Source organism: Streptomyces sp. SID8374 (assembly GCF_009865135.1).
Classification (GTDB): Bacteria; Actinomycetota; Actinomycetes; order Streptomycetales; family Streptomycetaceae; genus Streptomyces.
The window spans coordinates 700,808-725,310 of the sequence record NZ_WWGH01000001.1 but is presented as its reverse complement, the minus strand read 5'-3'; the positions used below and the strand labels follow the sequence as shown (position 1 = coordinate 725,310).

The 24,503-nt window shown below is 68.9% G+C and carries 25 protein-coding genes; 16 read left to right on the top strand and 9 right to left on the bottom strand.

All coding sequences use genetic code 11. From position 1 onward, the window contains the following. Positions 1 to 228 precede the first annotated feature (228 nt). Complete coding sequence (locus GTY67_RS03260; protein ID WP_161277719.1) at positions 229 to 963, bottom strand: alpha/beta hydrolase; 735 nt, start codon at positions 961 to 963, stop codon at positions 229 to 231. Between the two features lie 298 nt (positions 964 to 1,261). Between GTY67_RS03260 and GTY67_RS03255 the strand changes: the two genes are divergently transcribed. Further along, positions 1,262 to 1,936: an SUMF1/EgtB/PvdO family nonheme iron enzyme gene (locus GTY67_RS03255; protein ID WP_161277718.1), complete on the top strand. Its 675-nt coding sequence runs from the start codon at positions 1,262 to 1,264 to the stop codon at positions 1,934 to 1,936. 678 nt (positions 1,937 to 2,614) lie between these two features. Here GTY67_RS03255 and GTY67_RS03240 read toward each other — a convergent pair. Then, positions 2,615 to 2,944, bottom strand: coding sequence for a DinB family protein (locus GTY67_RS03240; RefSeq protein ID WP_161277717.1), 330 nt, complete (start codon positions 2,942 to 2,944; stop codon positions 2,615 to 2,617). A 208-nt stretch (positions 2,945 to 3,152) separates the two neighbouring features. On the opposite strand from GTY67_RS03240, the gene GTY67_RS03235 reads away from it, so the two are divergent. The 7 genes from GTY67_RS03235 to GTY67_RS03205 all read left to right on the top strand — a co-directional run bounded on the left by GTY67_RS03235 (position 3,153) and on the right by GTY67_RS03205 (position 12,077). Further along, the gene (locus GTY67_RS03235) at positions 3,153 to 3,848 is read left to right on the top strand and encodes a hypothetical protein (RefSeq protein WP_161277716.1); all 696 of its coding nucleotides are present in this window, start codon (positions 3,153 to 3,155) and stop codon (positions 3,846 to 3,848) included. A gap of 23 nt (positions 3,849 to 3,871) precedes the next feature. Beyond that, complete coding sequence (locus GTY67_RS03230) at positions 3,872 to 5,827, top strand: transposase (protein WP_343238638.1); 1,956 nt, start codon at positions 3,872 to 3,874, stop codon at positions 5,825 to 5,827. Continuing rightward, positions 5,827 to 7,101: an AAA family ATPase gene (locus GTY67_RS03225; protein ID WP_161277715.1), complete on the top strand. Its 1,275-nt coding sequence runs from the start codon at positions 5,827 to 5,829 to the stop codon at positions 7,099 to 7,101. The genes GTY67_RS03230 and GTY67_RS03225 overlap by 1 nt, the downstream gene beginning before the upstream one ends. A gap of 702 nt (positions 7,102 to 7,803) precedes the next feature. Beyond that, entirely contained in the window at positions 7,804 to 9,054 is a 1,251-nt protein-coding gene (locus GTY67_RS34765; protein ID WP_237502547.1) for a hypothetical protein, read from the top strand. Between the two features lie 306 nt (positions 9,055 to 9,360). Next, the gene (locus tag GTY67_RS03215; RefSeq protein WP_237502546.1) at positions 9,361 to 9,957 is read left to right on the top strand and encodes a 2'-5' RNA ligase family protein; all 597 of its coding nucleotides are present in this window, start codon (positions 9,361 to 9,363) and stop codon (positions 9,955 to 9,957) included. Between the two features lie 166 nt (positions 9,958 to 10,123). Continuing rightward, positions 10,124 to 11,266, top strand: a complete 1,143-nt coding sequence (locus GTY67_RS03210) for a hypothetical protein (RefSeq protein ID WP_161277712.1) — start codon at positions 10,124 to 10,126, stop codon at positions 11,264 to 11,266. A 127-nt stretch (positions 11,267 to 11,393) separates the two neighbouring features. Beyond that, positions 11,394 to 12,077 carry a hypothetical protein gene (locus tag GTY67_RS03205; RefSeq protein WP_161277711.1) on the top strand — a complete coding sequence of 228 codons (684 nt, stop codon included), beginning with the start codon at positions 11,394 to 11,396 and terminating at the stop codon, positions 12,075 to 12,077. Positions 12,078 to 12,111: 34 nt separating this feature from the next. Here GTY67_RS03205 and GTY67_RS03200 read toward each other — a convergent pair whose 3' ends face one another. Continuing rightward, a complete protein-coding gene (locus GTY67_RS03200; RefSeq protein WP_161277710.1) occupies positions 12,112 to 13,122 on the bottom strand; it encodes a DUF3800 domain-containing protein in 1,011 nt (336 codons plus the stop codon). Positions 13,123 to 13,152: 30 nt separating this feature from the next. Between GTY67_RS03200 and GTY67_RS03195 the strand changes: the two genes are divergently transcribed. Further along, positions 13,153 to 13,614 carry a hypothetical protein gene (locus GTY67_RS03195; RefSeq protein WP_161277709.1) on the top strand — a complete coding sequence of 154 codons (462 nt, stop codon included), beginning with the start codon at positions 13,153 to 13,155 and terminating at the stop codon, positions 13,612 to 13,614. Between the two features lie 314 nt (positions 13,615 to 13,928). Then, positions 13,929 to 14,540, top strand: coding sequence for a PadR family transcriptional regulator (locus GTY67_RS03190; RefSeq protein WP_093694783.1), 612 nt, complete (start codon positions 13,929 to 13,931; stop codon positions 14,538 to 14,540). A gap of 61 nt (positions 14,541 to 14,601) precedes the next feature. On the opposite strand, the gene GTY67_RS03185 is transcribed toward GTY67_RS03190, so the two are convergent. Next, positions 14,602 to 15,045: an SRPBCC family protein gene (locus GTY67_RS03185; protein ID WP_161277708.1), complete on the bottom strand. Its 444-nt coding sequence runs from the start codon at positions 15,043 to 15,045 to the stop codon at positions 14,602 to 14,604. Between the two features lie 62 nt (positions 15,046 to 15,107). Beyond that, positions 15,108 to 15,320, bottom strand: coding sequence for a hypothetical protein (locus GTY67_RS03180; RefSeq protein WP_093694779.1), 213 nt, complete (start codon positions 15,318 to 15,320; stop codon positions 15,108 to 15,110). Positions 15,321 to 15,577: 257 nt separating this feature from the next. Here GTY67_RS03180 and GTY67_RS03175 point away from each other — a divergent pair, with 257 nt between their 5' ends. The 3 genes from GTY67_RS03175 (at position 15,578) to GTY67_RS03165 (ending at position 18,307) form a co-directional block, all read left to right on the top strand. Further along, entirely contained in the window at positions 15,578 to 16,129 is a 552-nt protein-coding gene (locus tag GTY67_RS03175; RefSeq protein ID WP_161277707.1) for a Clp protease N-terminal domain-containing protein, read from the top strand. A 31-nt stretch (positions 16,130 to 16,160) separates the two neighbouring features. Further along, a complete protein-coding gene (locus GTY67_RS03170; RefSeq protein WP_161277706.1) occupies positions 16,161 to 17,186 on the top strand; it encodes an EamA family transporter in 1,026 nt (341 codons plus the stop codon). A gap of 158 nt (positions 17,187 to 17,344) precedes the next feature. Beyond that, positions 17,345 to 18,307: an EamA family transporter gene (locus GTY67_RS03165; RefSeq protein WP_161277705.1), complete on the top strand. Its 963-nt coding sequence runs from the start codon at positions 17,345 to 17,347 to the stop codon at positions 18,305 to 18,307. A 69-nt stretch (positions 18,308 to 18,376) separates the two neighbouring features. Here the strand turns inward: GTY67_RS03165 and GTY67_RS03160 are convergent, their stop codons facing one another. Further along, positions 18,377 to 19,072 (bottom strand): pyridoxamine 5'-phosphate oxidase family protein, encoded by a 696-nt coding sequence (locus GTY67_RS03160; protein ID WP_161277704.1) that lies wholly within the window; start codon positions 19,070 to 19,072, stop codon positions 18,377 to 18,379. Positions 19,073 to 19,120: 48 nt separating this feature from the next. Between GTY67_RS03160 and GTY67_RS03155 the strand changes: the two genes are divergently transcribed. Next, on the top strand, positions 19,121 to 20,452 hold the full coding sequence (locus tag GTY67_RS03155; protein WP_161277703.1) for an aminotransferase class I/II-fold pyridoxal phosphate-dependent enzyme: 1,332 nt from the start codon (positions 19,121 to 19,123) through the stop codon (positions 20,450 to 20,452). 144 nt (positions 20,453 to 20,596) lie between these two features. Here the strand turns inward: GTY67_RS03155 and GTY67_RS03150 are convergent, their stop codons facing one another. Further along, a complete protein-coding gene (locus GTY67_RS03150; protein ID WP_202461303.1) occupies positions 20,597 to 21,616 on the bottom strand; it encodes a DMT family transporter in 1,020 nt (339 codons plus the stop codon). 113 nt (positions 21,617 to 21,729) lie between these two features. Between GTY67_RS03150 and GTY67_RS03145 the strand changes: the two genes are divergently transcribed. After that, positions 21,730 to 22,677, top strand: coding sequence for a LysR family transcriptional regulator (locus GTY67_RS03145; RefSeq protein ID WP_161277702.1), 948 nt, complete (start codon positions 21,730 to 21,732; stop codon positions 22,675 to 22,677). Here GTY67_RS03145 and GTY67_RS03140 read toward each other — a convergent pair whose 3' ends face one another. Then, on the bottom strand, positions 22,678 to 23,151 hold the full coding sequence (locus GTY67_RS03140) for a pyridoxamine 5'-phosphate oxidase family protein (protein WP_161277701.1): 474 nt from the start codon (positions 23,149 to 23,151) through the stop codon (positions 22,678 to 22,680). A 128-nt stretch (positions 23,152 to 23,279) separates the two neighbouring features. Here GTY67_RS03140 and GTY67_RS03135 point away from each other — a divergent pair, with 128 nt between their 5' ends. Continuing rightward, positions 23,280 to 23,948, top strand: coding sequence for a cysteine hydrolase (locus tag GTY67_RS03135; protein WP_161277700.1), 669 nt, complete (start codon positions 23,280 to 23,282; stop codon positions 23,946 to 23,948). Here GTY67_RS03135 and GTY67_RS03130 read toward each other — a convergent pair. Continuing rightward, positions 23,935 to 24,381 carry a Rieske (2Fe-2S) protein gene (locus GTY67_RS03130; protein WP_161277699.1) on the bottom strand — a complete coding sequence of 149 codons (447 nt, stop codon included), beginning with the start codon at positions 24,379 to 24,381 and terminating at the stop codon, positions 23,935 to 23,937. The genes GTY67_RS03135 and GTY67_RS03130 overlap by 14 nt on opposite strands. Positions 24,382 to 24,503: the final 122 nt, after the last annotated feature.

The following is a 24,503-nucleotide window of genomic DNA, read 5'->3' as shown; positions in this document are numbered from 1 at the left end:
CCCGGATCGGCGGGCGAGGGCAGGCGGTTGTGGGTACGGGGTGCGGCGGGGCGGCCCCGTCCAGCGCGCGGCGCTGTGGCACAGGTCATAGCGGGAGCGTCCGCCCCAGGCGTACGAGCGGGGACGCGGCCATCACGGCCGGGGCGGCCCCCTGTGTGCACGGCGGGCGGATCCGTATCGGGGGTGTCCGGCCGTCACGGGGACAGCTGTCCCCGTGACGGCCGGGCCTCACCTCAAGTGGCGGGTGAAGAACTTGGCCGCGGCGTCCCCCGCGTGCTGCGGGACGCCGGTGTGCCCGCCCATGTTGGCGTGCAGGGTCTTCTCCTTGGAGCCGAAGGCGTCGAACAGGTCCAGGGCCGCGCCTCGGTCGTTCCCCTCGTCATCCCACTGAAGCAGGACGTGCAGCGGAATGGCGACGCGGCGGGCCTCCTCGAACATGGCGCGGGGGACGAAACTCCCGGCGAAGAGAACGGCGGCCGAGATGCGCGGGTCGACCACTGCCAGCCGGATGCCGATGGAGATCACTCCCCCCGAGTAGCCGACCGGGCCGCCGAGCTCGGGCAGTTCCAGGAGGGCGTCCAGGGCGGCCTGCCATTCCGGGACCGCCTTGTCGACCAAGGGGAGGATGAGGGCGTCGATGATCTCGTCGGTGGCCGGCTCGCCGGCCTCCATCGCCCGGCGCAGATCGGCGCGAGCCTGCTCGGCGGCGGGCCAGCGGGGGCGTTCACCGCTTCCGGGGAGTTCTATGGCGGCCGTGGCGAAGCCGTCCGCCGCTGAGTGCAGGGCGCGGGCCATCAGCCGGGGGTACATCCTGCGCAGCCCGAGGGGAGGAGGGCTGAGCAGGATCAGCGGCAACGGTACGGAAGCGGATGCGGGCGTCCACAGGATGCCGGGGATCTCACCGAGGGTGAATCCGCGCTCCAGGACGCCGTCGTCGAGGCGTTGCTCGGAAGTGACGTGCACGCTCGTGCCTTTCGGGAGTGCTCTCAGTGGCGCTCCCGGACGACCTGGCGTCCGACCGTGACCCCGGAGGGGAGCACCCATGTCAATGCTGTGTGCACGGGTACCACCTCCTCGTTCTCTCGCACGGCTCCGGAAAAGTAGCAGCGGCCGCCGTGGCCCGCCAACGGGTTTTCGGGGACAGGACACCTCTGTCCTGGTGCCGGTGATCGATGGCGGCCTTCAGACTCGTGTCAGCCAGGGACGACCGTTGGCGGCTCCGTGATCTCGCCATGGCAGGTCTCGTCAGGATCGCCTGATCATGGACGTGATGACGGGGAACGAGATGTTGGCGATCCCGCCGGGGCAGGTGACGCTGTCGGACCGGCGGACACAACGAAGTTGGTCGGTCGAACTCGCGCCCTACCAGCTCGCGGCGTCCCCGGTCACCCAGGCGCTGTTCGCACAGATCACAGGCCGGCGGCCGAGCACGACCCCTGGGGTCCAGTTGCCCGTCGAGTGCGTCTCCTGGTGGGACGCGGTGCGGTTCTGCAACGCCCTTTCCCAGCGCGCCGGCCTCACGCCCGCGTACCACTTCGGTGCCGAGGCCGAAGATATCGAGTGGGACGCGTCCGCCGACGGTTACCGGCTGCCGACCGAAGCCGAGTGGGAGCACGCCTGCCGTGCCGGGACGACCGGGCCGCGGTACGGGGAACTCGACGAGATCGGCTGGTACCGCGGCAACTCGCACGAGCGCCTCCACGAGGTGGGCGGCAAACGCCCCAACCCGTGGGGGCTCTACGACATGCTCGGCAACGTCTGGGACTGGTGCTGGGACGTCTACGACGCCGAGGTCTACGGCACCTACCGGGTGCTCCGTGGCGGCGGTTGGTTCGACGAGCACTGGAGCTGCCGGGCCTCCGCGCGGCGCCGCAGCCACCCGACTTTCCAGGTCGACGACGTGGGGTTCCGCGTCGCGCGTTCCGTCGTGCGCTGATCCACGTCGTGTGCAGCCCGGCCCGCGCGCAAGGGCTCGCCCTTCGAGAAGGAGCGCATCGAGAAGAGACTGGGCTCCGCCGCAACGATGTTCGCCAGTTCCTCCCCGGCTACACGGCCGCAACACCGACCGCCGCGGGCTCTGGGAGGTTCACCGCGACCCCTACGGCATGTCCCGGGTCCGGGTACGTAATCACCGCGGCGACGGTGAATGGGTCCAGGCGGCCTGGAAGTACCGGAACCGTGCTCCGGTCCCCTTCGGCGACCTGGCCTGGGACCACGTCAGCCACCAACTGCCCAAGGCCACCGAGGAAGAACTCGCCGAAGCGGTGGCCGCCCCCTGCTCACCCGCGCACACGCCGCCCCCCTGCCGACGGCGAAGAAGGGCCGGAAGACCGCAACGGCCAAGAAGGACCGCCGCGTCGCGGCCCGCACCAAGGCCGCCACGCCGACGATGCCCGGCAGTGGCTTGCACGACGACTTCGGCCAGCACTTGATCGTCCTGCCGGCTGGCAGCAGTTCGTAGCGTCGACGACCAGCATCACGATGAGCGTGCTGACGAAGAGCGAATACGACGCCCTGAGTGAAGAGGAGAGTCCTATCGGCGGCGGCAACCGTGGAGCGTCACGGACTCCACGTAAGTCCCGAAGCGCGATCGCCGGTTGCCGGTTGCCGAAGGTCATATGCGGTGCGGTCCGGCTCCATCCTGTCGGCGATAGAGGTGGCGCAGCAGGGAGATCTCGGCGCCGTGATGGATCAGCTCCCTGTTGACGTGCAGGACCCTGTTCTCCATGGGGAACGGCTCAGGATCCACCGCGGGCGGATTGTCCAGGTCAGCGTCCGAGAGTCGGCGGACCCCCGCGTGCCATCTCCCGTACATCTCATCAAGCTGTTTCAGCGCCTCGTCAGCGGTCCCCGCGTAGGCGAATGTCTCGGAGTCGACATTCTGGCCGCCGAAATACCGCACCGGCTCCCAGAAGTAAGCCTCGTCGGTAAGCCGTCCCGTCATCGTCCACTGGCACGGTCACTCTCGGTGAGACTTCCAGTGGAAGTTGACACTGATCGGTGTGGCTGAGCTGGGGCGAGGGCCTGAGATTTCAGCCGTGGTTGACACCGTGTTTCAGTGAGGGGTGGCACGGTAGCGCGCTGTCAGCCTTGTTGTCACCGAAATCAGGTGATTCTGCCGCGGAGAGTGGTACTGCCTGTTCCCTATCGATATGGAATCGATCCACAGCACTGCCCAGTCGAAACTCTCGACGCCGCGCGCCATCGACGGTGTGATTGCCAGCCCACTCTGGTCGCATGCGTGCAGTTGGGACCAACTCGCCGTAACGTGCGATGCCTTCGGTACACGCCGGGCGGTCCTCGATCTGGAGCGGGGGTGGTCGGATCGGTGGACGACATCTTGGCGGTTCGGCAAGGAGGAGATTGTCCGGTCGGTCGCTGACCTGGGTGCGCTGCCTTTGGCGGGGTGCCGGCCGTGGAGGCCGTTCGGCTGGCGGACCAAGCAGCGGCATCGACCCGGTCTGGAGTCCTTGATCGGTACGGGACGGCTGCACGCATTCGAGTCGCTGGAGGAGGACCGGTTCCTGGTAGCGCTGGACTTCGCCGGTGGTCTGTTGGAGCTCTTGCCCCAGCCTTTCCTGCTGCGTTTCCGGGCGGAAGGCCGGTGGCGCGAGCACACGCCGGACTTTCTTGCGGTGACCAGGGGTGGCCGCTGGCTGATCGATGTTCGCCCCGCGGGGCGGATGGACCAGGACGACTTGATGCGCTTCGCTGCGTCGCAGGAAGCCGCACTCGCAGTGGGCTGGCGGTACACGGTAGTGACCGGGTGGCGCCCGCACGTGGCCACGAATGACGGGGCCGTCAGCCGAAGACCACGAGTGACCTGGAGCCCGAACGCCTCAAGTTGATGCGCATCCGCCGGGCGCATCTCTTGGAGATCGAGACCGGCTACCGAAGCGGGGACGCGCTGCGGGCCGCTCCGGGGGAGCCTCGGCCGCAATACGATCCGGACCGCACCACGGTCACCGAGCGCCGCCGGGCGAAGGCAGCCGAGTTGAAGGCCCTGGACCCGGCCCATGCACAGGCGCTGGCCCTGGACCAGGTCAGCTACCGCACCCTCATCCGGTGGGAGGCCAGGCGCCGGGCCGATCTCGAAATGGGGTGCGCGGACAACCGCTGGACGCCGGCTACCCGGGGGCATCCCAGCGTGACCGAACCGGTCCGCGAGGCCATCCTCGCGGTCCGCGCGGACACCTTGCACCGTTCGAAGGTCAACATGCGGGTGCGGGTCGGCCTGATTCACCAGTACGTCCGCGAGAAGTTCGGTGAGGAGGCTGTCGAGAAGATTCCCAGCTACGGGACTCTGCGGGTGGTCTGGCGGGAATGGTTCGGCAGCGGGCGGGCCCGGCAGAAGTACGCCCGTTCCGCCGAGTTGGAGACCAGCGGTGAACACGTGGTGATCCAGAGACCGGGCCAGGTCGTCGCCCTGGACACCACCATCCTGCCGGTGATGGTCCGCGAGTCGGTGTTCGATGACCCGGTCGCGGTCCATCTCAGCCTGGCGATGGACGTCTACACGCACTCGCTCGTCGCCTTCCGGCTCACACTCGTTTCAGATACCTCCACAGACATCGCGATGATGCTGCGGGACGTGATGTCGCCGCTGCCGATGCGTCCGGACTGGGACCAGGACATGGAATGGCCCTACCCAGGGGTCCCGGCCGCGCTGGTTGCCGAGTTCGCCGGTCACAAGGTTGCTGCGCTGCCCTTCTTCGCCCCGGAGACTGTGACCACCGATCACGGCAGCGTCTACCGCAACCATCACCTGGTCGATGTCCAGCAGGCGCTTCAGGTGCGGATCTTGCCGGCGCGTGTCCTGAGGCCTACCGACAAGGCTGCCTGCGAGAGAGCGTTTGGGGCAATTCGATCTCTACTGTTCGAGTATCTGCCCGGTTACACCGGGGTGGACGTTGCTGACCGGGGGGCAGATCCCGAAGCAGATACCACCTTGACAGTGGATCAGATGGAACACCTGCTGGCCACCTGGATCGTCCGGATCTGGCAGAACAGGCGCTTGGGCGAGCACGCGCCGTGCTGGGATCCGGTCGGCGACCACAGCCCCAACACGCTGTTCGCCGCGGCGATGGCGCAAGGCGGCTGGGCGTTGGAGATTCCCTCGCCGAATCTGTACTACCGCGCCCTTCCGAGGCATGTCGTTGCCATTCACGGCAAGCGCGGAGTGAAGATCGGCGGACTTTGGTACGACGGCCACGCCTTGGACGCCTACCGGGACCAGCCGTCCGGCCAGGGCGGGCGACGTAAGGACCGTTGGCATGTGCACCGTGATCCCCGAGACGCCCGTGCGGTCTTTTTCCAGGACCCGCGAACCCACGCCTGGCACACCCTGCGCTGGACCGGGCTGCCTCCAGAGGGGAAAGTCCCCTCTTTCAACGGCGCGCGCGTACGGGAACTCCTCATTGCCGCAAAGCAGGCAGGGCTGAAGCCGCAGTCCGACCGCGAACTGCTTCCCCTACTCCTGGACCTGGTCGCTGCTCACACGCCTGTCGACCAGTGGCCCAGCCGGATGACGAAGGCCCAGCGCACTGAGCGCTCCCGCGAGATCGCGCAGGGCCGGGCTGCCGCTCTCGACCGCCCGGCCCCCGCGGTACCCCCGCCGCCCGCGCGGTGGACCGACCGGATGCGGGAGACCGACATGGCCATCGACAACGAACGACGTCAGCGGCGCGAGGAGGCCGTGCCGGTAGCACCGGCCCCCGCACCGCGCCTGGGTGATGCAGCCCGCCAGCGGGCACGCGCTCTCCTGCCGGCTGACGAAGGTATGTCGCATGCCGCTTCCCCCGTCCCCGACACAGCGAAGGAAAAGTGATGGATGCCAAGCACTCTGACGCCACTCCGGAACCGGCCCGGTTCGTGCTGCCTGGCGACCCACCGGAGCGAGAGACCGCCGAGGGCTGGTCGGCCTGGCGGCTGACCAGGAATGACTTCCTCCCCGCCCCGGTGGTGGACCTGAAGACCTACCGCACATGGAGTCCGCTCGGCCGCAGTCTCAACGACCTTCACCGCCGCGCGACCCACGCGAACCTGCCGATGCAGGACACCCCGATGAGCTTGGCGGTCTCGCGCCTGATGCACTCACGCATGCTGGCCAACTCCCTCAACGCACGGCCCACCACCCGCCCCGGCATCATGGTCAACGGAGGCGGAAACCAGGGGAAGACCGAGACCGCCGCCGAAGCAGCTGCGGCCTTCGAGGACCTGTGGCTGAGTCTGAGCCAGCGCTTCGACCCGAAACCCCTGCCTGGAACCCGGGACATCCGCTGCACAGTCGCCTACGTACAGACGCCCGTCAAAGCCACGCCGAAGTCGACCTGCGAGGCGATCCTGGAATTCTTCGGCAACGAGGTCAGCAGGAACCCCACACTCACGCGACTGGTTCGACGGGTCCGTACCTCACTCCGGGACCACCGAACGCGCGTACTCATCCTGGACGACATCACCCGGCTGAAGCTGCACCGGATCGACGATCAGGACACCCTTGACCTCCTGCGAGCCCTGATGAGCATGCACGTGACCCTCGTTCTGATCGGTGTCGGAATCCCCTTGTCCGGACTCCTACGCGAGGGACGGCAGGACCCCAAGACCAAACAGTGGCATTTCCCTCCTCCCACACCGGAACTGACCTGGGCCGATGAGGCGGCAACCCAGACAGAACGCCGCTTCGACCTGGTCGACCTCGAGCCTTTCCGCTACGGGGCACCCGAGGAGATCGCGGACTTCCTCACCCACCTCGCCGGACTGGAAGACCAACTGCGACTACTGAAGGCCCGCCCGCACATGCTCACCAGCGGCACGATGCCCGAGTACATCTTCCGGCGGACCAGCGGAGTTGTTGGCTACATCGAACGGCTCATCGCGGACGGCGCCGCACTCGCGATGGACAACGAGGTGGAGGAACTCACCGAGGACCTCCTGGACGAGGTCGTCATTCGTGTCCGTGACCCAAAACGCGATGCGGAGGCTGGTGAAGAGGGGACCGTTCCGCCCCAGCCGGCGCGGACCGAGCCCAAGGCGGGCTCCAGGCCGAGGAACACGACCTTCGACGACAAAGGAATCCCGGCTACCAGTTCCTCCGTCGTGTGACCAGGAGACGCGATGATCCCGATCAGGCCTCTGCCACGCAGCCTTCCACCGCTGCCTGACGAATCGCTCCCCGGCTTCCTGATGAGGCTCTCCTACCGGATCGAGGCGTCGCCAGCCGATCTCGCATATGCAACAGGGCTGACCCGCTCAGCGAGTGCGAACGGTTCGGTATTGCACATCATTCACATGCCAGAGGACGTACGGACAAGGTTCGCGCGAACGGTCAAGACCAGTGAGGACGAGGTCACGGGCATGCTCCTGAGCCCTCTCGGGCTCCGCTACCCGCCAGCCTCCAACATTCCCACCTCGTACCGTCAGAAGCTTTCGAGCCGTCACAACCGTTGGATCTTCCTCCATACGACACGTTTTTGCCCTGATTGCCTGGCCGGCGGGGACACGCCGATCGAGCAGGAATTCGGAGGTGCCTGGCGCCGGCTCTGGAGGCTGCCCCCGGTCTTCGCCTGTCCCACCCACAACCGGTTCCTCGAACACCGGTGTCCCGACTGCGGCCGGCCAGCGCTCTGTACCGTCACCAGGACCACCTACCGGGCGCTGCCCCGCTGGCGCGACACAGGGCTGCACCCCGCCCAGTGCCGGTCCCCGCTGTCGGCCACGGGGCCCGCCGGGCACGGCCCCGAAATCGGCTGCCAGGGCCGACTCGACCGCTGTCCTGCCTCCGCGCCCGCCCCTAGTGAACAGGTCATGGCTTTCCAACGGCACACGCTTGACCTGCTGTCGGCTGCTGGCCCGGCGACCACCGAGGTGCTCGGCAGCGAGGCCGCAGTCGGCAACTACTTCACTGACCTCCGTGTTCTTTGCCAGCTGATCAAGGCCAGCTGGCCTCGGGCCCGCGACATCCTCCCCGACCCGGGGCTTGCCGAAGCACTCGATGCTGACCAAGCAGCCCCGCGCGAAGAGCAGCCGTTCGCCGACCGGCCCCAGAGCCTCATCGATGCTCCCGCGCTGGCTTCCGCTCCCTGTGCGGCCCTTCTGGCTGCTGCCGACCGGCTACTTCGACTGGAAAATTCCCGTGACCTGGGCGAGCACGTCCGCTCGCTGGTAGTGCACGACCCACGCCGTCGAAGCAGCGGCGAATGGCGCAGGGACTTCCTGGACACCAGACCCGACTGTTCCCAAGGCTTCCTGCAAGCCGTCGCCCCCGTGCTGCAGACCTATGCCCGGGAACTACGGCCCCGCGCATTGAAACGACCCATCCGCAGGACACGTTTCGGCCCCCAGCACATCCCCCATTTCCTCGAAGACGACTGGTACAAAAGGTACTTTGCGCACATGGATGGAATCCCGGCGTCCAGCATCCGGCGAACAGCTGTGCTCCACCTGTGCCAGATCGCAGTCGGTGGCTCGCTCTTCAAGGCCGGGACGCTCCTGGGACTGCCGCTTAACCCCGCCGGCACCCACCGGGCCTCCGACAACGCGAAGGCCGTCCACAACTGGGCACGGACACGGCCTGACCCGCAGGAGTTCGAATTCGCCGTCCACGCCCTGGCCGACGAACTTGACAGCCGAGACGATCTGGTCGACTACCGTCGCCGGCGCGATGCTCTGCGCTACTGGTGCATTGACCCGGCGACCTGGAACGAGATCACCGACAGGATCCCCATCCCGACCGGACGGGGTGGACGCCCCGACTTCAGCGACCGTAAGCGCCGGACCGCGTCCATCATCATGTGGACCACCTTGACTCAAGGCGAGCATGTGTACGCTGCGCACCCCATCCGCGACCAGCAGCCCCGCGGAACCCACCAACTCTGGCGGACAAGCGACAGCGCGTTCTGGGCACGCATTCAGCACGGAACCACAGGCACCACCGACAACAACTGGCTCTCCCTGCTCTCCCATTACGCCGCGTTCCTCGCCCCGATCATCGACAAGGACGGCACCGTCCCGCCCGGCATCTCGCCGTGGACGCCGGGCATCGGGGCGGTACGGTGAACCGCGCGGGCAACACCTGCGGCTCATCCCCGACGTTCCGCCGAGCTCTACGCGACCGCCGCGGCCTGGAACCGATGAGACGGGCGGATATCGCCGACCGTTAAGCTCCGTGACGCAGCGCCCCACTGCGGGCGAGACTTTGGACAGCGACGCAGACGGCCCGAACGCCGTCCGGCCGAGGGGGTACGAATGAGCCCGGTTCTTCGTCGGGACCGGCGGGCATTCCCAGCCGACCCTCCGCGTGCCCTCGCTGACCCCCACGCGATTGCCGCGCACGACTGGGCGGCCTTCCAAGCCGTATCGCACATGTCCAACCACTGGGACCGTCCCGGTTGGAGCGGAGGCCGGGCCTACTACTGGATGCTCACTTTCCCCAATGAGCGCGCGCTGATCAACGATGCTCGCGCCTGTCAGGACGCCGTTACCAACCCGGCGCTGGACCTGGTGCCAGCCGATGGCCTTCACATCACGTTGAACAAGGTCGGCGACAGTGCGGCCATGGGTGAAATGGACCTGGCGCGAGTCGTGCAAGTGGCCCAGGACACGGCGCCCAAAGCCTTCGATCTGCAGGTCGGCCCGTTGGCGGGGTCACGCGGTGCCCTGCGCTACAGCGTTGCCCCGTGGAACCCACTGATCAGCCTTCACTCGATACTCGCTCGTGCGGGGACGTTGGTTGGAGCACCCGGAGGAAGATCCACCGAATCTTTCCGTCCACATCTTGGAATCGCCTACAGCAACACGACCCGCCCTGCAGATTCAGTGATCAGCCAGGTAGCCGAACTCCGAGGCCGACCGACTCTCTCGGTTCACGTCTCGCACGCGGACCTTGTGGAACTGCGTCGAGAAAACGCTACTTACAGGTGGGACGTCATCTCTGCGATTACCTTGCCCGCCGGGAGCTGATGTCGGCCTCAGTGCCAGCGAGCCCAGCAACGTGCAGGTCGACGGTACACGGGCCTCCCGTTGCTGAACATCAGGACGAACTGGCCTGCGCAGTACGAGGACCTGGCCCAACTAGCTGACAGCGGATGGACCTTGGAATGTCTGAGGTCTCCAGTAGCCTGACGTCATGAAGGCGAGCGACTTCCTGATCTCGGTGCAGCAAGACTTCCTCGGGACACCGTGGGTGCGGCAGGTCCTGGACACCGACCGCGTTGCAGCACTGAGGTCCGGCCCGCTCGGAGACGTGCCGGACCTGGAGGCCGCCCAAGCGATCGTCCGCTTCGTTTGCGCCGAACTGGAAGCCTTCGGCACCGGCGGCGGTGAACACGTCGACGATGAAGGAAGCGAGGAACTCCTGCGCTGCCTCAAGGCGGTGCTGCGGAGGCACAGCATCGACTTCAACCCGCCTTTTCGTAGCCATGGGGGATTCCGCCGGTACTGGATCGAGAAAGGCATGGACGGCGGAGGCGGCTACGCGAAGCGCCGCAGTTACCTAGCAGAGATATTCGATCCGATCCGGGCTCGGCTGGACGAATTGGAGGTTGCCAGCGAGCGGTTGGAAGGCCTGCGCGGTGTCGACGGCACTCTGAAGAACATCGTGTTCGCTTCCACTGGCTACAAGCCCGAGATCATCATGAGCGAGATGATCGACGGTGCGATTGAGATCGTCGAGCACGCGGACACCTGCCTCGTCTACAACCGCCCGCTGACCGACGCTGGACTCACCTGGGGCGAACTCGTCGACTGGTGGCGCGAGCAGAACAACATGGCGGACGCTGACGATCGCACTGTCGCCCTGTCGCTGCACGAAAGACTGAAGAGGTCTCTCGGCTCAGAGGCCGAGCGCTACCTCTTCTACGCCTTCGTCAGTCGCTACGCTGAGCCGGACGCAATGTCGCAGCCCGCGCTTCTCCCTCAGGTCTATGTGCATTTCGACCCGCTTACCGAGCGCCAGCGACAGTTTCTCAAGAAACCCCGCCGACTCGCTCGGGAGCGCATGGACTTCCTTTTGCTGCTGCCCGGCGGAGTGCGGATCGTGATCGAGGTGGACGGCAAGCACCACTATGCGCGAGAAGTGCCGAGGGGGTCAGATAACTGGGAGGTCGCAGCCGACCTCTACTCAGAGATGGTTGCAGAGGACCGTGCGCTACGACTCAAGGGTTACGAGGTTTTCCGATTCGGCGGGAAGGAGATACTTGCGGCTCGCGAAAACCTGGCGTTTATACGCCAGTTCTTCCTTGACCTGGAAGCGCGCTTCTGGTGCAGATGAGTGTCGCGGTGGATTTTTTATCACTGCCGCAAAATAGAGAAAACGCCGAACCGTTCGAAGAGAGAACATCGATATGGCATCTGATTCAAGTCAGCTAAATGATAAAGTTCTCGCAGGACTTGAAGCGTTGACCAACTTGCTGAAGGACGGAGGTGCCGCTGACCACGCGCCCTCTCCGCTGGAGCGTCGGCCCTTCATGATTGGCTGGGGCTTGGTGGCCGCGCTGCATCGGCAAGCGTGTGCAGTGCTGCTTCTGCATAGATCGAATCTCGGACACGAAGCCGCCCCCAATCGGCGGCTGATGATCGAGTACATGAGCCAGTTGCAATGGCTCGCTCGCGACGGCGAAGCCGCGGCTGACTCCATGAACAAGCACTTCCAGTACTCCCACGGCAAGCTTCGGAAGGCCGTGGACGAGGGAGGAATTTTCGCCTACGACGACGAGGTCGCCGCAGCTGCGGACAGCGTTGCGACGGCGTCACTCCCAAGTTCGCCAACGGACACCTTTAATGGAACGGCCCATTTGCTCGGTAGCCTCGGCAACGGTATCCAAGAGGCCTGGATCAGTGAGACTCAGCTGTCGCACTCGGGCATCGCAGCCGCGCGGGCATTCTTCGACGACTCGGCGTCAGACGTCATTCACCTATTCGATGCTCCGCGATACGGCTCGGCCCCAAACCCAGCTGAGCAATCGCCTTTTATGGCATTCATGCTGCTGTACTTCGGAATTCAGGCGTTCAACGAGCTGATGGTCGACCAGCCGTGGACGGCTGAGCTCGACCGTATTGGTCAGATGGGCGGACTAGCCTAGCGCGTTTGTGGCGGAATCCGCTACAGCGAAGTAACTACCCGAGGCGTCGGGGATTCTCGACACAAGACAGGTCAGGCCAGATTCCTCCGTGAAGCCACGGCTCTACAACCGTCTTGAGCTTCTCTGCAAACGGATCGGGCAGCTTCGTGACCAGATTGGTCGCCCATTGCCTTGTAGCGCCGGCTACCCAGTCGGCGATCTGGAGTTGGGGCACAGTGCTGCTGTCGGAGAAAGTGATGCTAGTTATGGCCAAACGCGGCATCAGATGTCCGGGTCGTGCAGGATCGGGCAGCTCGTGCAAGGCAAGGAGTGTGTCAGCGTGGCGCGAGATGGTCTTCGACTCATCGTGAACCAAAGCGAAATCGCCGAGTATCTGACCCATCTCGTGGCAGAGCGGAACCAGGCAAGGCACAGCCGAGTCCAACGCGTCCAGAAGTTCGCCTGAGGCGATCGTCGCAATGATGTCGTCTGCTTGCGCCCGCGTGTAACCCAGAATCTCAGACACATCGGAGAATTCGGGGTGCGTGGTGATCTGATAGGCGGAAATCGCAGCGAACAAGTCGTCGGCGCTAGCACGGCTACGTCGGCGAGCGGCGCCAACGAATGTGTAGAGCATGTGGTCGTAGGCGTCAGCATCACCCATCAGCCTGCCACCCGCATGCAGCAGGTTCGCCAGGGCGACGGCAGCGCCGTCGGCGTACATGTTGTATCCGGTCTCGTATGCCAGCTGTTCGACCAGCAGGTCAACCATCTTTGTTGTCACCATGAATTGTTTGTCCGCGACATACGCCAAGATCGTTGCGTCGGCCATGGACTCGAAAGCGGTCAGCAGTGCTGATCGCCCCTTGTCCGTCTTGGACAACGAGGTGTACTTCGGTTCACCATGTCCCTGGGGAAGCTGTGCCTTGACTTCGTCCACGACCTGGCGAGCCACGTGATCGTCGATGTGTATGACTGCGGCGCAGAAGACGGGTTGAGCCGGATCGAGTAGATTTTCCCCGGTTGAGTTCGATTCGTCCGCGTAGACGGTGGGTGTGGCTGACATAGGGGCAAGCATCCCCCTCCCGTCGTGATGATGTCGACGTCTTTCCTGGTGCCCGGAGCGCGTCCGGCACAGGGTGACGCCCCGCCGCCGGGCCCGCTCCTGAGGCCGGTGCACATCCCGCTCCTCGCCCGCGCCCTGGGCGGCTACAGCAGCGGCGAGCTGTACTGGTCGCTGGTCGACACCGTCGATGCGATCTCCCCGGGTGTCTACCTCGTGACCGACCCCCAGGGCCGCATCGTCTGGCTCGGCAAGGCGGCCGGCGGCCGCGGAGTGGCCGGACGGATCAGGAAGCACCTGGCCGAGTCGTGGAAGCGCGCCGTCTTCCATCGGGTCTGGGTCGCCCCCGCCTGCGACCAGATCTCCCGTTCCGCTCTGGAAGCCGCCGAAGGGTGGGCTGCCGACGCACTGGCTATGCGTACCCGGATGCCACACCGCGCCTGGCCCCTCTCCACCAACTGGCTGTCCCTCATCGGCCTTCAGTCGGTGGCCTGACCCCCTTGCGTGTGGGCCCGGGACCGCTTCGGCGCGGGTCTACGCCCGACCGAGCCGTCTATCGGCACCGTGGTGCGGACTCTGAAGCACCTCGCCTTCGACGTGGACCGCACCTGTAGCCGTGTTCGGGTAGCCGGGTCACGGCAACGTGGTCCGGCTACCCGAACGTAATTCGGCAGTGTCAGATCCTGCTGAAAAGTGCCATCTCTCGCTGACATTCTCACTCGGTCCATCCCGGCAGCGCCTTGCCAGGCGATAGTTTCCGATATATCGTTGACGCATCGCGACAGATCGACGATGGAAGGAGCGTAGCGATGCGTTCACACGGATACGAGCACGAACAAGAGCACGGGCCGGGGCACTACGGGCCCGGTCATCACGGTCGAGGCGGTCATGGTGGCCGCCGCGCCGCCTTCGGGCCGTTCGGGCCGCCCTTCGGTGGTGGGCCCTTCGGTGGCGGGCGCGGGCGGGGTGGAGGTCGGGGCAGGGCGCGGCGCGGTGATGTGCGCGCGTCGATCCTGGCCCTGCTGAAGGACCGGCCGATGCACGGTTACGAGATGATCCAGGAGATCGGCGAGCGCAGCGGCGGGGCGTGGAAGCCCAGCCCCGGCTCGGTCTACCCGACGCTCCAGTTGCTGGAGGACGAAGGGCTGATCGTCAGCGCGAGCGAGGGCGGCAAGAAGCTGTTCACGCTCACGGACTCCGGGCGCGGTGAGGCCGAGTCCGGGCCCGAGGCTCCCTGGGAGGAGGCCGGGCGCGGTGCGGACTGGGAAGGCGTGAACGAGATCCGTCAGGCTGGATTCGGTCTGATGGAGGCGTTCGGGCAGGTCTGGAAGACCGGCTCGGCCGATCAGCGGCAGAAGGCGCTGGCCGTCATCAACGACGCCCGTAAGAAGCTGTACCTGATTCTCGCCGACGAGCACTGAGCAGGTGTTCCCGGCGCCGACGCAGCAGGGGCCCGCGGGTAGCGGGCCCCTGCTGCGCTCGTCAGGGCGTGACCAGGCCGTCCAGTTTGCGCAGGGACTCCTGGAGCGCCGCCGTCGCGGAGTCCTTGAGCTTGCCGCCCATCAGAGAGACCGCCGCGCCGGTGAACTCGCCCTCGATGCGGACGGTGGTGGCGCCCCCGCCCGGGGACGGGGACGGGGCCAGGGTGTAGCGCATGACCAGGTTGACCCCCATCGGGCCCGTGCCCCGGGTCGTCAGCAGCCGGCCGTCCTCCAGCTCGTCGACCGTCCACGCCACTTCGGCGGGGAAGCCCATGAGCTTCATGTTCTCCTCATAGGTGGCCCCGAGCTCCAGAGGGGCCGGGCCGCCCTTGGGGAAGCTGGTGTGGGTGGCGTTCCACTCGCCGTACGACGAGAAGTCCGTCAGCTGCGCCCAGACCTTCTCGGCGGGTGCTTCGATACGTGCCTCCGCGCTGACTCCGGCCATGCGACCACCCCTGGTTCGTCCGGTTACGGTGCCGCGGAACGTAACGGCAGCGGCTCCAACATTCAATGCTGATGCGCCGTCAGATTCGCTGGGGCCGCCGGGTTCCGCCAGATCTCCGCCGCGTCGAAACGGTCCGACGCGCGCGGGTGCGGGCCTTCGTCGTGGCAGTGGAACGCGGCCCAGAACAGATCGGCGGGCAGCGCGTCGTCCGGTGCGTACACGCGGTAGACGTACTGCATTCCGTCCTGGGCGAGCAGAGCGACCATCCAGAACACCCGTGGTTCCCTCCGCCCGGAGTCGATGTGCGCGGTTACGTGCCGTGTGCCATGAGTGACGTGCGCGCGGGGGGTGGTGGTTGCCCGGGGGAGCGCGGCGCAAGGCGGCGCGCCCCCCTGAGAGCGATGGTTGTACGCCGTGGCGCGATCTCATCCGCAGGGATGAGAGGGCGCTCCGGTGTGCCCAACTTGGGTGGGACGCGTGAATGGGCCGCTCCGCCGATGCTTCGCGGGCCGGGGACTGATGGGGTGGAGTAGTGCAAAACCGGACGCCGCGGATCCCCGAACAGCCCGCCCCGAACCCCGTCGGAGCCGACGCCGGACTCACCGTAGAGCTGGCCTCGGTGGTGACGGGCGCGCGCAGGCGTGCGTTGCGGGACGGCGACCGGCAGATCGACACCGCCCATCTTCTGCACTCCCTCATCGAGAGCGACCCCGAGGTCCGCGAGGCCTTCGACGGCGGACCCCGGCTGGCGAAGGTGCTCGGCTATCTCGTGCAGCGCAGCATCGGTTACGGGCTCCGCTGGCAGGGGTCGGTGGAGGACTCCGGGGCCGTCCCCGTCGTACGGGACCCGGCCGCGGAGGGCTGGTCGCCGTCGGCCGCCACCGCGATGGAGGCGGCTCTGCACCGTGCCGGGCTGCGTGGCGAGTCGCGCGCCCGGGGGCTGGATCTCCTTGCCGCACTGGCCGACGACGGGGAGTCCCGTGCGGTGGAGGTGCTGGGCCGGGCGGGCGTGGACGCGCGGTGGCTGTCGGGGCGTGCGGTGGAGCGTACGGCTGAGGCGTCTCGACAGGTGTCACGGAGGTGACGGTGCTGTCGGCTGCTGTCATGATGTGCCGATGCACGCGTCTCGGGGTACTCAGAAACGAAGCGCCGGCCTGGGGCTCGCCCTGCTCTCGGCCTTCGCTTTCGGCGGCTCGGGGGTCGCCGCCAAGCCGCTGATCGAAGCGGGCCTCGACCCGCTGCACGTGGTGTGGCTCCGGGTGGCGGGCGCCGCCGTGATCATGCTGCCGGTCGCCTGGCGCCACCGGAATCTGGTACGTGAACGGCCCGCCCTGCTCGCCGGGTTCGGGCTCTTCGCCGTGGCCGGGGTACAGGCCTGCTACTTCGCCGCGATCTCCCGTATCCCGGTCGGGGTGGCGCTCCTCGTCGAGTATCTGGCCCCCGCGCTCGTCCTCGGCTGGGTCCGGTTCGTCCAGCGCAGGCCCGTCACCCGGGCCGCCGCCGTCGGCGTGGTCCTGGCCGTCGGCGGCCTCGCCTGCGTCGTCGAGGTCTGGGCCGGGCTCAGCTTCGACGCCCTCGGGCTGCTCCTCGCCCTCGGTGCCGCCTGCTGCCAGGTCGGCTACTTCGTCCTCTCCGACCACGGCGGCCAGGAGGCCAAGGGCGGTGACGGGCGGCGCGCCGAGCCTCCGCACCCGCTCGGCGTCATCGCGTACGGGCTGATCGTCGGCGCCCTCGTCCTCACCGTCGTGGCCCGCCCGTGGGGCATGGACTGGTCGCTCCTCGGCGGAACCGCGGGCATGAACGGCAACGGGGTCCCCGCCTGGCTGCTTCTCGGCTGGATCGTGCTGATCGCCACCGTGCTCGCGTACGCCAGTGGCGTCGTCTCCGTCCGGATGCTCTCGCCGCAGGTCGCCGGGGTCGTCGCCTGCCTGGAGGCGGTCATCGCGACCGTGCTGGCCTGGGTCCTCCTCGGCGAGCACCTCTCCGCCCCGCAGCTCATCGGCGGCTTCGTCGTCCTGGCCGGTGCGTTCATCGCTCAGTCGGCCGCCCCGAAACCGCCGTCGGGGCCCGTCGCCGCAGGGGCGGGGGCGGCGGCCGCCGCCACCGAGAGCGAGTTGTCCGCCGGGCGGGCCCCGCATTAGTGTGCCGATCATGCATCTGACTGTGCTGCCGCCGCCTGCCGCCTAGCGCGGGCGGCCACTCCTGACGAAGACCGGGCTCGGGCAGTCCCCGAGCGGTTCGTCGCTGCCCGCGTGCGGAGTAGAGCGACCACCACCCTGTCCTTCTCAGGAGCAGTCATATGTCCCTTCCCGCTGTTTCCGCGCTGCCCGTCGGGCGGAGCCTGCTGTATCTCGTCGTCGCCGGAGTCGCCTGGGGCACCGCCGGTGCGGCCGCCTCCCTGATCTTCCGGGTCAGCGATCTCGGCCCCCTCGCCCTGTCCTTCTGGCGCTGCGCCGGCGGTCTCGTCCTGCTGGCCGGAGCGCTCGCCCTGCGCCCCCGCCGCGCACCCCGGCGACCCGAGCCCCGCCGCCGACTGCTGCGCTTCCTCGGTACGGGCATCGGTCTCACCGTGTTCCAGAGCGCGTACTTCGCGGCCGTCGAGGTCACGGGCCTCGCCGTCGGTACCGTCGTCACGCTCGGCGCCGGGCCCGTCCTGATCGCCGTCGGCGCACGGCTGATGCTGGGCGAACGCCTCGGCAAGGGCGGCCTGGCCGCCGTGACCGGGGCCCTGACGGGCCTGGCCGTGCTGGTCCTGGGCGGCGAGGGCGGCGATGTCGTCCCGGCCGGGGTGCTGCTCGCGCTCCTGTCCGCCTCCGGATACGCGGCGATCACCCTGCTCACCCGATGGCTGGGGCGGGACGGTGGCGGTGGTGACGCGCTGACCACCAGCGCCTGGGCGTTCGGCATCGGAGCGGTCGGGCTGCTGCCCATGGCGGCGGTCGAGGGCCTCGTACCGCACACCGCCCAGACGGGGCAGGTGCTGTGGCTGCTCGTCTACGTCGCGGCCGTACCCACCGCGCTCGCGTACGCGCTGTACTTCGCCGGGGCCGCCGCCGTCCGCTCGGCCACCGTCTCCGTGATCATGCTCCTGGAGCCGGTGAGCGCCGCGCTCATCGCGGTGACCGTGCTGCGGGAGCGGCTGACGGCGGCCACCGTTGTCGGCACCCTGCTCCTGCTGGCCGCCGTGGCCGGGCTGGCCCTGGCCGAGGCGCGGGGCGCCGCGGTCACGCGCCGGCGGGAGGCCGAGGCGGTGGCGGTGTAGCGGGGGAGGGCCTGGAGCCGGGTGTCGAGGCTCCGGGCCCCGCCTTCCCTTCCCTCTGGGTGGCCGGGCTCAGAGCGCGCGGAGGTAGTCCGGTACGTCGACGGCCGGGTCCAGGTCTTCCGCCGGGACCGGCTCCGCGTAGCCCCGGGTGACCGGCACGATCCCGGTCCAGTGGGGGAGGGTGAGGTCCTCCGGTTCGTCGGTGGGGCCCCCGGTGCGGGCCTTCGCCGAGACCTCGTCCAGGTCCAGCCGGATCACCGCCGTGGCGGCCAGCTCCTTGGCGTTGGCCGGGCGCGCGTCCCGGGAGCGGCCCAGGACGGCCTGGTCGACGATCGCGTCGAGGGCGATGCGCCGCTCCTCGGGGTCGGTCACGGCGGTGGCGGTGCCGTGGACCACCACGGAGCGGTAGTTCAGCGAGTGGTGGAAGGCGGACCGGGCCAGCACCAGGGCGTCGACATGGGTGACGGTCAGGCAGACCGGCAGCCCGGGGTCCGCCGCCCGGGTGTTCCGCAGCGGGCGGGAGCCGGTCGACCCGTGGACGTACAGACGCTCGCCGACCCGGCCGTACATGGTCGGCAGTACGACCGGTGCCCCGTCCCGGACGAAGCCGAGGTGGCAGAGGTAGGTCGCGTCGAGTATCGAGTGGACCAGCTCGCGGTCGTACGAGGCGCGTTCCTTGGCCCGGGTGGGGACCGTGCGGTCGGTGGGCGTGTACGGGGCGGCGACGCCGGGGCCCGTGGCGGTGGCCGGTGCGGTGTCCTGCATGGCGTACTCCATTGGGCGGTCTCATTGCACTAGTGCATACTGTTGTTTGTGCTAGGAGAGTATCGGATCAGTGGGCGGCGCGCATCGGAAATCGCCGCTAGTGTGGAGCGCGGGGTCGGTTCCGGAGAGCTCCCGCCCGGTCATGTGCTGCCCCCGATGCGGGAGTTGGCCGCGCGTCTGGAGGTCAACCCGAACACGGTGGCCGCCGCCTACCGGACGCTGCGCGAGCGCGGGGTCATCGAGACGGCGGGCCGCCGGGGGAGCCGGGTGCGGCCGCGTCCGGCCAGCACTTCGCGCGGCTCCTTGCGCATCGAGGCGCCGCCGGGCGTACGTGACCTCGGCGAGGGCAACCCCGATCCGGCCCTGCTGCCCGCGCTCGGCCTGGCGCTCGCCGTGGCCGCAGCGGTCGACGCCGAGCACCCCGGGCTGTACGGGGAGGCGCCCGTGGTCCCGGAGTTCGCCGCGTACGCGCGTAACGCGATGGACGCCGACGGGGTGCCCGAGGGGCCCATCGCGGTGACCTCGGGCTCCCTCGACGCCATCGAGAGGGTGCTCGCGGCGCACCTGAGGCCCGGCGACGCGGTGGCGGTGGAGGACCCGGGGTGGGGCAGCGTCCTCGACCTCGTACCGGCACTCGGGCTGCACGCCGTACCGGTCGGGCTGGACGACGACGGTCCTCTCGTAGCGGATGTGGAGCGGGTGCTGCGGGCCGGGGCGCGGGCGCTCGTCGTCACCGACCGGGCGCAGAACCCGACCGGCGCCTCGGTCAGCGCCGACCGCGCCCGGGAGCTGAAAGCCGTGCTCGCCCGCCACCCCGACGTGCTGCTGATCGAGGACGACCACGGCCACGCCATCGTCGACCTGCCGCTGCACCCGCTGGCCGGAACCACGGACCACTGGGCCTTCGTCCGCTCGGCGGCCAAGGCGTACGGGCCCGACCTGCGGGTCGCCGTGCTCACCGGCGACGCGGTCACGGTCGACCGGGTCGCGGGCCGCCAGCGGCTGGGGCCCGGCTGGGTCAGCCGGCTGCTCCAGCGCACCGTGCTCCACCTGTGGACCACGGACGCCGTCGACACCGCCGCCGTCGCCCGGTCGTACGGGGAGCGGCGCGACGCCCTCGTACACGCCTTGGCGGAGCGCGGGGTGACGGCTTACGGGCGCAGCGGGATGAACGTGTGGGTGCCCGTCAGCGACGAGACCGGGGCCATCGCCCGGCTGCTCCACGCGGGGTGGGCGGTGGCGCCTGGGGCGCGCTTCCGGGTGCGCACGCCCCAGGCGGTGCGCCTCACCGTGTCTCCGCTGACCGCGTCGGACATCGTGCCGCTGGCGGATGCGGTGGCAGCGGCGGCCGGACCCGCGCGGCCGGTCACGTACGGCTGAGGCGTCCGGGACGTCCGGGGCAGGGCCCGGTGGTCACGTACGGGTGAGGCGCTTCGTGCGGTGCCTGCTGGTCGGGTACGGCTGAAGCGCCGTGCCCGGGCGTCTGGCGTACGCGCCGTGCCCGGGCGTCTGGCGTACGCACGGTTACGTACGGCTGAGGCGCTTTGCATGGCCTGCCTCCGTGCGGGGTCGTGTGCGGGGCCGCGCGCCCGCCGACGGCCGGCTCTGGGTGAGGGCCGCCCCGGCCAGCACGATCACCGCGCCCACCGGGGTGTTCCAGCTCAGCTGCTCGCCGAGCAGGGCGACGCCCGCCGCCGTGGCGATCACCGGGATGAAGTACGTGACCATCTGGCCGGTCGTCGGGCCGACCTCCTGGACCAGCCCGTACTGGAGCAGCACGGCCAACCCCGTACCGAGCGCGCCGAGCGCCAGGACCGACAGCGTGGGCAGCAGCGGGAACGAGTCCGGGGCCGAGGTGAACATCGGTGTCACCACCGCCAGTTGCAGCGTCCCGATGAAGAGCTGGCTGCCGGTGAGCGTCAGTGTCGAGGAGCCGGTCCCGGCCAGCGTACGGCGGACGTAGATCCAGCCGACCGCGTAGCTGAACGAGGCCAGCAGCGCCATCGCCGTGCCCGGCAGGTCCAGGCCGGAGAAGCCCTGCCAGGCGCCCAGGACCGTCAGCACCCCCAGGAACCCGATGCCCAGGCCCGCGACCCGGCGGCGGGTCGGGCGGTCCTCGGAGAGGGCGACCACCGAGAGGGCCATGCCCCACAGTGGTGAGGTCGCGTTGCAGATCCCGGCGAGGGTGGAGGGGATCGTCAGCTCGGCGTAGGAGAAGAGAGAGAACGGCAGCGCGTTGAGGAAGAACGCCGCCACGGTGATGTGCCCCCAGGTCCGGGCCGAGCGCGGCAGCCGCTCCCGGCGCACCGCCATCGCGACGGCCAGGACGGCGGTCCCGGCCAGCAGTCGGCCGAGCGTGACCTGGAACGGTGCGAACCCCTGGGTGCCCACCTTGATGAGCAGGAAGCTGAACCCCCAGATCAGGGAGAGCGCGGCGAACCGGATCCGCCAGTCCACGGCCGGGCGCCGGGTGGCAGGAGCAGGTGGGAGAGGCGGAACGGAGGCGGCCGGAGGGGCGGCGGGCTGCTGGCAGGGGGCGCTCATGGCTCAACGATGACGAACAGCACTGCTTAGAACAAGCGAGAGTTTCTGTGCTTGTTCGCGTAGCATCGCTTACATGTCGAACGTGGAGCGGGCATGCTGAGCCTGGAGCGGACATGTTGAATCTGGAGCGGTTGCGCACCCTCGACGCCCTCGCCCGGCACGGCTCGGTGAGCGGAGCCGCCGGGGGGCTGCATGTCACCACCTCGGCGGTCTCGCAGCAGATGGCCAAGCTGGAGCGCGAGGTCGGGCAGCAGCTGCTCGCCAGGAACGGGCGCGGCGTCCGCCTCACCGACGCGGGCCGGCTGCTCGCGGGCCACGCCGCGCGCATCCTGTCGCAGGTGGAGCTGGCCCAGTCCGACATCGAGGCCCAGCGCGGCGAGGTGGTCGGCGAGGTGACGCTCTCCGCGTTCCCCACGGCCGCGCGCGGACTGCTGCCCGCCACCCTCACGTCCCTGCGCGCCGACCATCCGGAACTGAAAGTACGTACGCGGGAGTTGGAGCCCGAGCAAGGGCTGCAAGCGGTGCTGCGGGGCGATGTCGACGTGGCCGTGGCCCTCGACTGGAGCAACAAGCGGCTGCCCGTCCCCGGCGGGCTGACCAAGGCCGAACTCCTCGACGACGCACCGGACATCGCCATGCCGGCCGGCCATCCGCTGGCCGGCCGGGCCGAAGTGGAGCTGGAGGACTTCGCGCAGGACGAGTGGGTCTCCTGGCCCGAGGGTGAATTCTGTTACGAGTGGCTCATGTTCACCCTGCGCTCCCGGGGCATCGAACCGCGCATCTCCCACCTGGCCGGTGAGCACCATACGCAACTCGCCCTGATCGCCGCAGGGTTCGGCGTCTGCGTCGCGCCGAGGCTGGGGCGTGGCCCCGTTCCCGAGGGGGTCGCCCTGGTGCCGGTGCGCCAGACCATGCGCCGCCACATCCACGCCGTCTGGCGCACGGACGCCGACCGCCGCCCTTCCGTACGGGCCGCGGTCGACGCGCTGCGGGCGGCGGGGGAGCGGGTGGTGGCCGGAGCCTCCGCCGAGGTGACCACCGGGGCTTTCGCCGCCGGGTGACTACCGGGCCAGGTCCGCCAGTTTGCGGAAGTCCCACGAGGTGATGGTGTCCGGAGTGAGCCGCAGCCAGGCGTGCCGCCCGTCGTGCGGCATCTCCTCCATCCCGAAGTATTTCGCGGGGAACAGCCGTTCCGGTACGTCGAGTTCGGCGCACGGCTCACCCGTGCGCGGAGCCTCGCCGACGAACTCCGCCGTGCCGGACAGCTCCACGCCGCGCAGCTCGTCGTACTCCACCCCGTCGTCGACCACGACCGCGATCCGCGGGTCCTTGCGCAGCTGGGACCAGCGCAGGCTGCGGGTGATGGAGTACAGCCAGAGCGAGGTGCCGTCCCAGACGAACCAGAGCGCGCCGATGTGCGGCGGGCCGTCGGCGGCGAGGGTGGCGACCCGGCAGGTGCGCTGCTCGCCGAGGTAGGCGTCCCGCTCCTCGGGGGTCATCATGATCCGGCGACCGCGGCGCTGGGTGTCGGTCATGCGGGTTCCTCCCCTTGTCATCTGACGGACTGTCAGAAAGCATGGGGGCTCTTTCCGCGCGGCGCAATGCCATCCGCCTCCGCGTGGCAGGCACCAAGACCCGGAGAAGGACCAGAAGGAGGAGCGCCGTGGCGTCCAGGGAATCCCAGGAACGGCTCGCCGCGCTGCTGGCCCCCGACACCACCGTACTGCTGACCGTCGAATGCCAGCAGGGTGTCGTGGGGCCGGACAGCGCCCTGCCCGAACTCGCCGCGGCCGCCCGCTCCTCGGGCGCCCTCGACAACATCGCCCGGCTGGTCGCCGCCGCCCACGAGGGCGGGGTCCAGGTCATGCACGCCATCGCCGAGAGCCGCCCCGACGGACGCGGCGCCAATCGCAACGCCCGGCTCTTCCGCGCCGCCGCCCGGCTCCCCGTCCAGCAGCACACCGGCACCACCGCCGTACGGGTCGCGGCACCCATCCAGGTCGCGGACGAGGACCTCGTCGTACGACGGCTGCACGGGCTCTCGCCGCTCGCCGGTACCGACGTGGACGCCCTGCTGCGCAACCTCGGCTGCCGCACGCTCGTCGTCACCGGGGTCTCGGCCAACGTCGCGATCCCCAACGCCGTCTTCGACGCCGTGAACCTCGGCTACACGGCCGTCGTCCCCTCCGACGCGATCGCGGGGGTGCCCGCCGAGTACACCCCCGCCATGATCCGCAACACCCTCGCCCTGGTCGCCACCATCGCCACCACCGACGACATCCTGGGCCGCTGGAAGGCGCCCCGCAGGCGGTCCGGCGCTACGCCAAGGTGATCGAGTCGCCCGCCACCGAGATCTCCCGCGCGGGCAGCGCCTGGGTGGCGGGCCCGCCCGTGGGGCTGCCGGTCGCCGCGTCGAACGTGGAATTGTGGCAGGGGCAGGTGATGACGTTGTCCACGACATCCTTCACCGCACAGCCCTGGTGGGTGCACGTGGCCGAGAACGCCTTGAACTCACCGGCGCTCGGCTGGGTCACCACGACCTTCTGCGCGGCGAAGACGACTCCACCGCCCTCGGGGATGTCCGCCGTTTTCGCCAGGACGGCCCCGTCCGCCCCGCCGCTCCCCGGCTGTTCGACCGACTCCCCGCCGCCCGACCCGTCCGAACCCCCGCACGCGGTGAGTGCGGCGGACGCCCCGGCTGCCCCTACGGCCAGGACGACGGTGCGGCGTTCGAGGAGGGTCCGGCGCTCCTGGGCTGCGCTCATCGTGGCAATTCCCTTCATCGGTATCCATGAATGTGTCTTCGGCCATGGGTACGGAGAGCGGGGCGCGGGTGTTCAGCTGACGGGCACGGGGGCCGGGGCCGGGTGCGGGAGGGGCGGGCGGC

Coding starts and splice junctions, on each gene's coding strand:
- GTY67_RS03170 (WP_161277706.1), top strand. CDS start 16,161: ATGCACGCGTCTCGGGGTACTCAGAAACGAAGCGCCGGCCTGGGGCTC.
- GTY67_RS03235 (WP_161277716.1), top strand. CDS start 3,153: ATGGAATCGATCCACAGCACTGCCCAGTCGAAACTCTCGACGCCGCGC.
- GTY67_RS03240 (WP_161277717.1), bottom strand. CDS start 2,944: ATGACGGGACGGCTTACCGACGAGGCTTACTTCTGGGAGCCGGTGCGG.
- GTY67_RS03160 (WP_161277704.1), bottom strand. CDS start 19,072: ATGCAGGACACCGCACCGGCCACCGCCACGGGCCCCGGCGTCGCCGCC.
- GTY67_RS34765 (WP_237502547.1), top strand. CDS start 7,804: ATGGCTTTCCAACGGCACACGCTTGACCTGCTGTCGGCTGCTGGCCCG.
- GTY67_RS03190 (WP_093694783.1), top strand. CDS start 13,929: ATGCGTTCACACGGATACGAGCACGAACAAGAGCACGGGCCGGGGCAC.
- GTY67_RS03140 (WP_161277701.1), bottom strand. CDS start 23,151: ATGACCGACACCCAGCGCCGCGGTCGCCGGATCATGATGACCCCCGAG.
- GTY67_RS03225 (WP_161277715.1), top strand. CDS start 5,827: ATGGATGCCAAGCACTCTGACGCCACTCCGGAACCGGCCCGGTTCGTG.
- GTY67_RS03130 (WP_161277699.1), bottom strand. CDS start 24,381: ATGAGCGCAGCCCAGGAGCGCCGGACCCTCCTCGAACGCCGCACCGTC.
- GTY67_RS03145 (WP_161277702.1), top strand. CDS start 21,730: ATGTTGAATCTGGAGCGGTTGCGCACCCTCGACGCCCTCGCCCGGCAC.
- GTY67_RS03200 (WP_161277710.1), bottom strand. CDS start 13,122: ATGTCAGCCACACCCACCGTCTACGCGGACGAATCGAACTCAACCGGG.
- GTY67_RS03150 (WP_202461303.1), bottom strand. CDS start 21,616: ATGAGCGCCCCCTGCCAGCAGCCCGCCGCCCCTCCGGCCGCCTCCGTT.
- GTY67_RS03210 (WP_161277712.1), top strand. CDS start 10,124: ATGAAGGCGAGCGACTTCCTGATCTCGGTGCAGCAAGACTTCCTCGGG.
- GTY67_RS03195 (WP_161277709.1), top strand. CDS start 13,153: ATGTCGACGTCTTTCCTGGTGCCCGGAGCGCGTCCGGCACAGGGTGAC.
- GTY67_RS03185 (WP_161277708.1), bottom strand. CDS start 15,045: ATGGCCGGAGTCAGCGCGGAGGCACGTATCGAAGCACCCGCCGAGAAG.
- GTY67_RS03215 (WP_237502546.1), top strand. CDS start 9,361: ATGTCCAACCACTGGGACCGTCCCGGTTGGAGCGGAGGCCGGGCCTAC.
- GTY67_RS03165 (WP_161277705.1), top strand. CDS start 17,345: ATGTCCCTTCCCGCTGTTTCCGCGCTGCCCGTCGGGCGGAGCCTGCTG.
- GTY67_RS03255 (WP_161277718.1), top strand. CDS start 1,262: ATGGACGTGATGACGGGGAACGAGATGTTGGCGATCCCGCCGGGGCAG.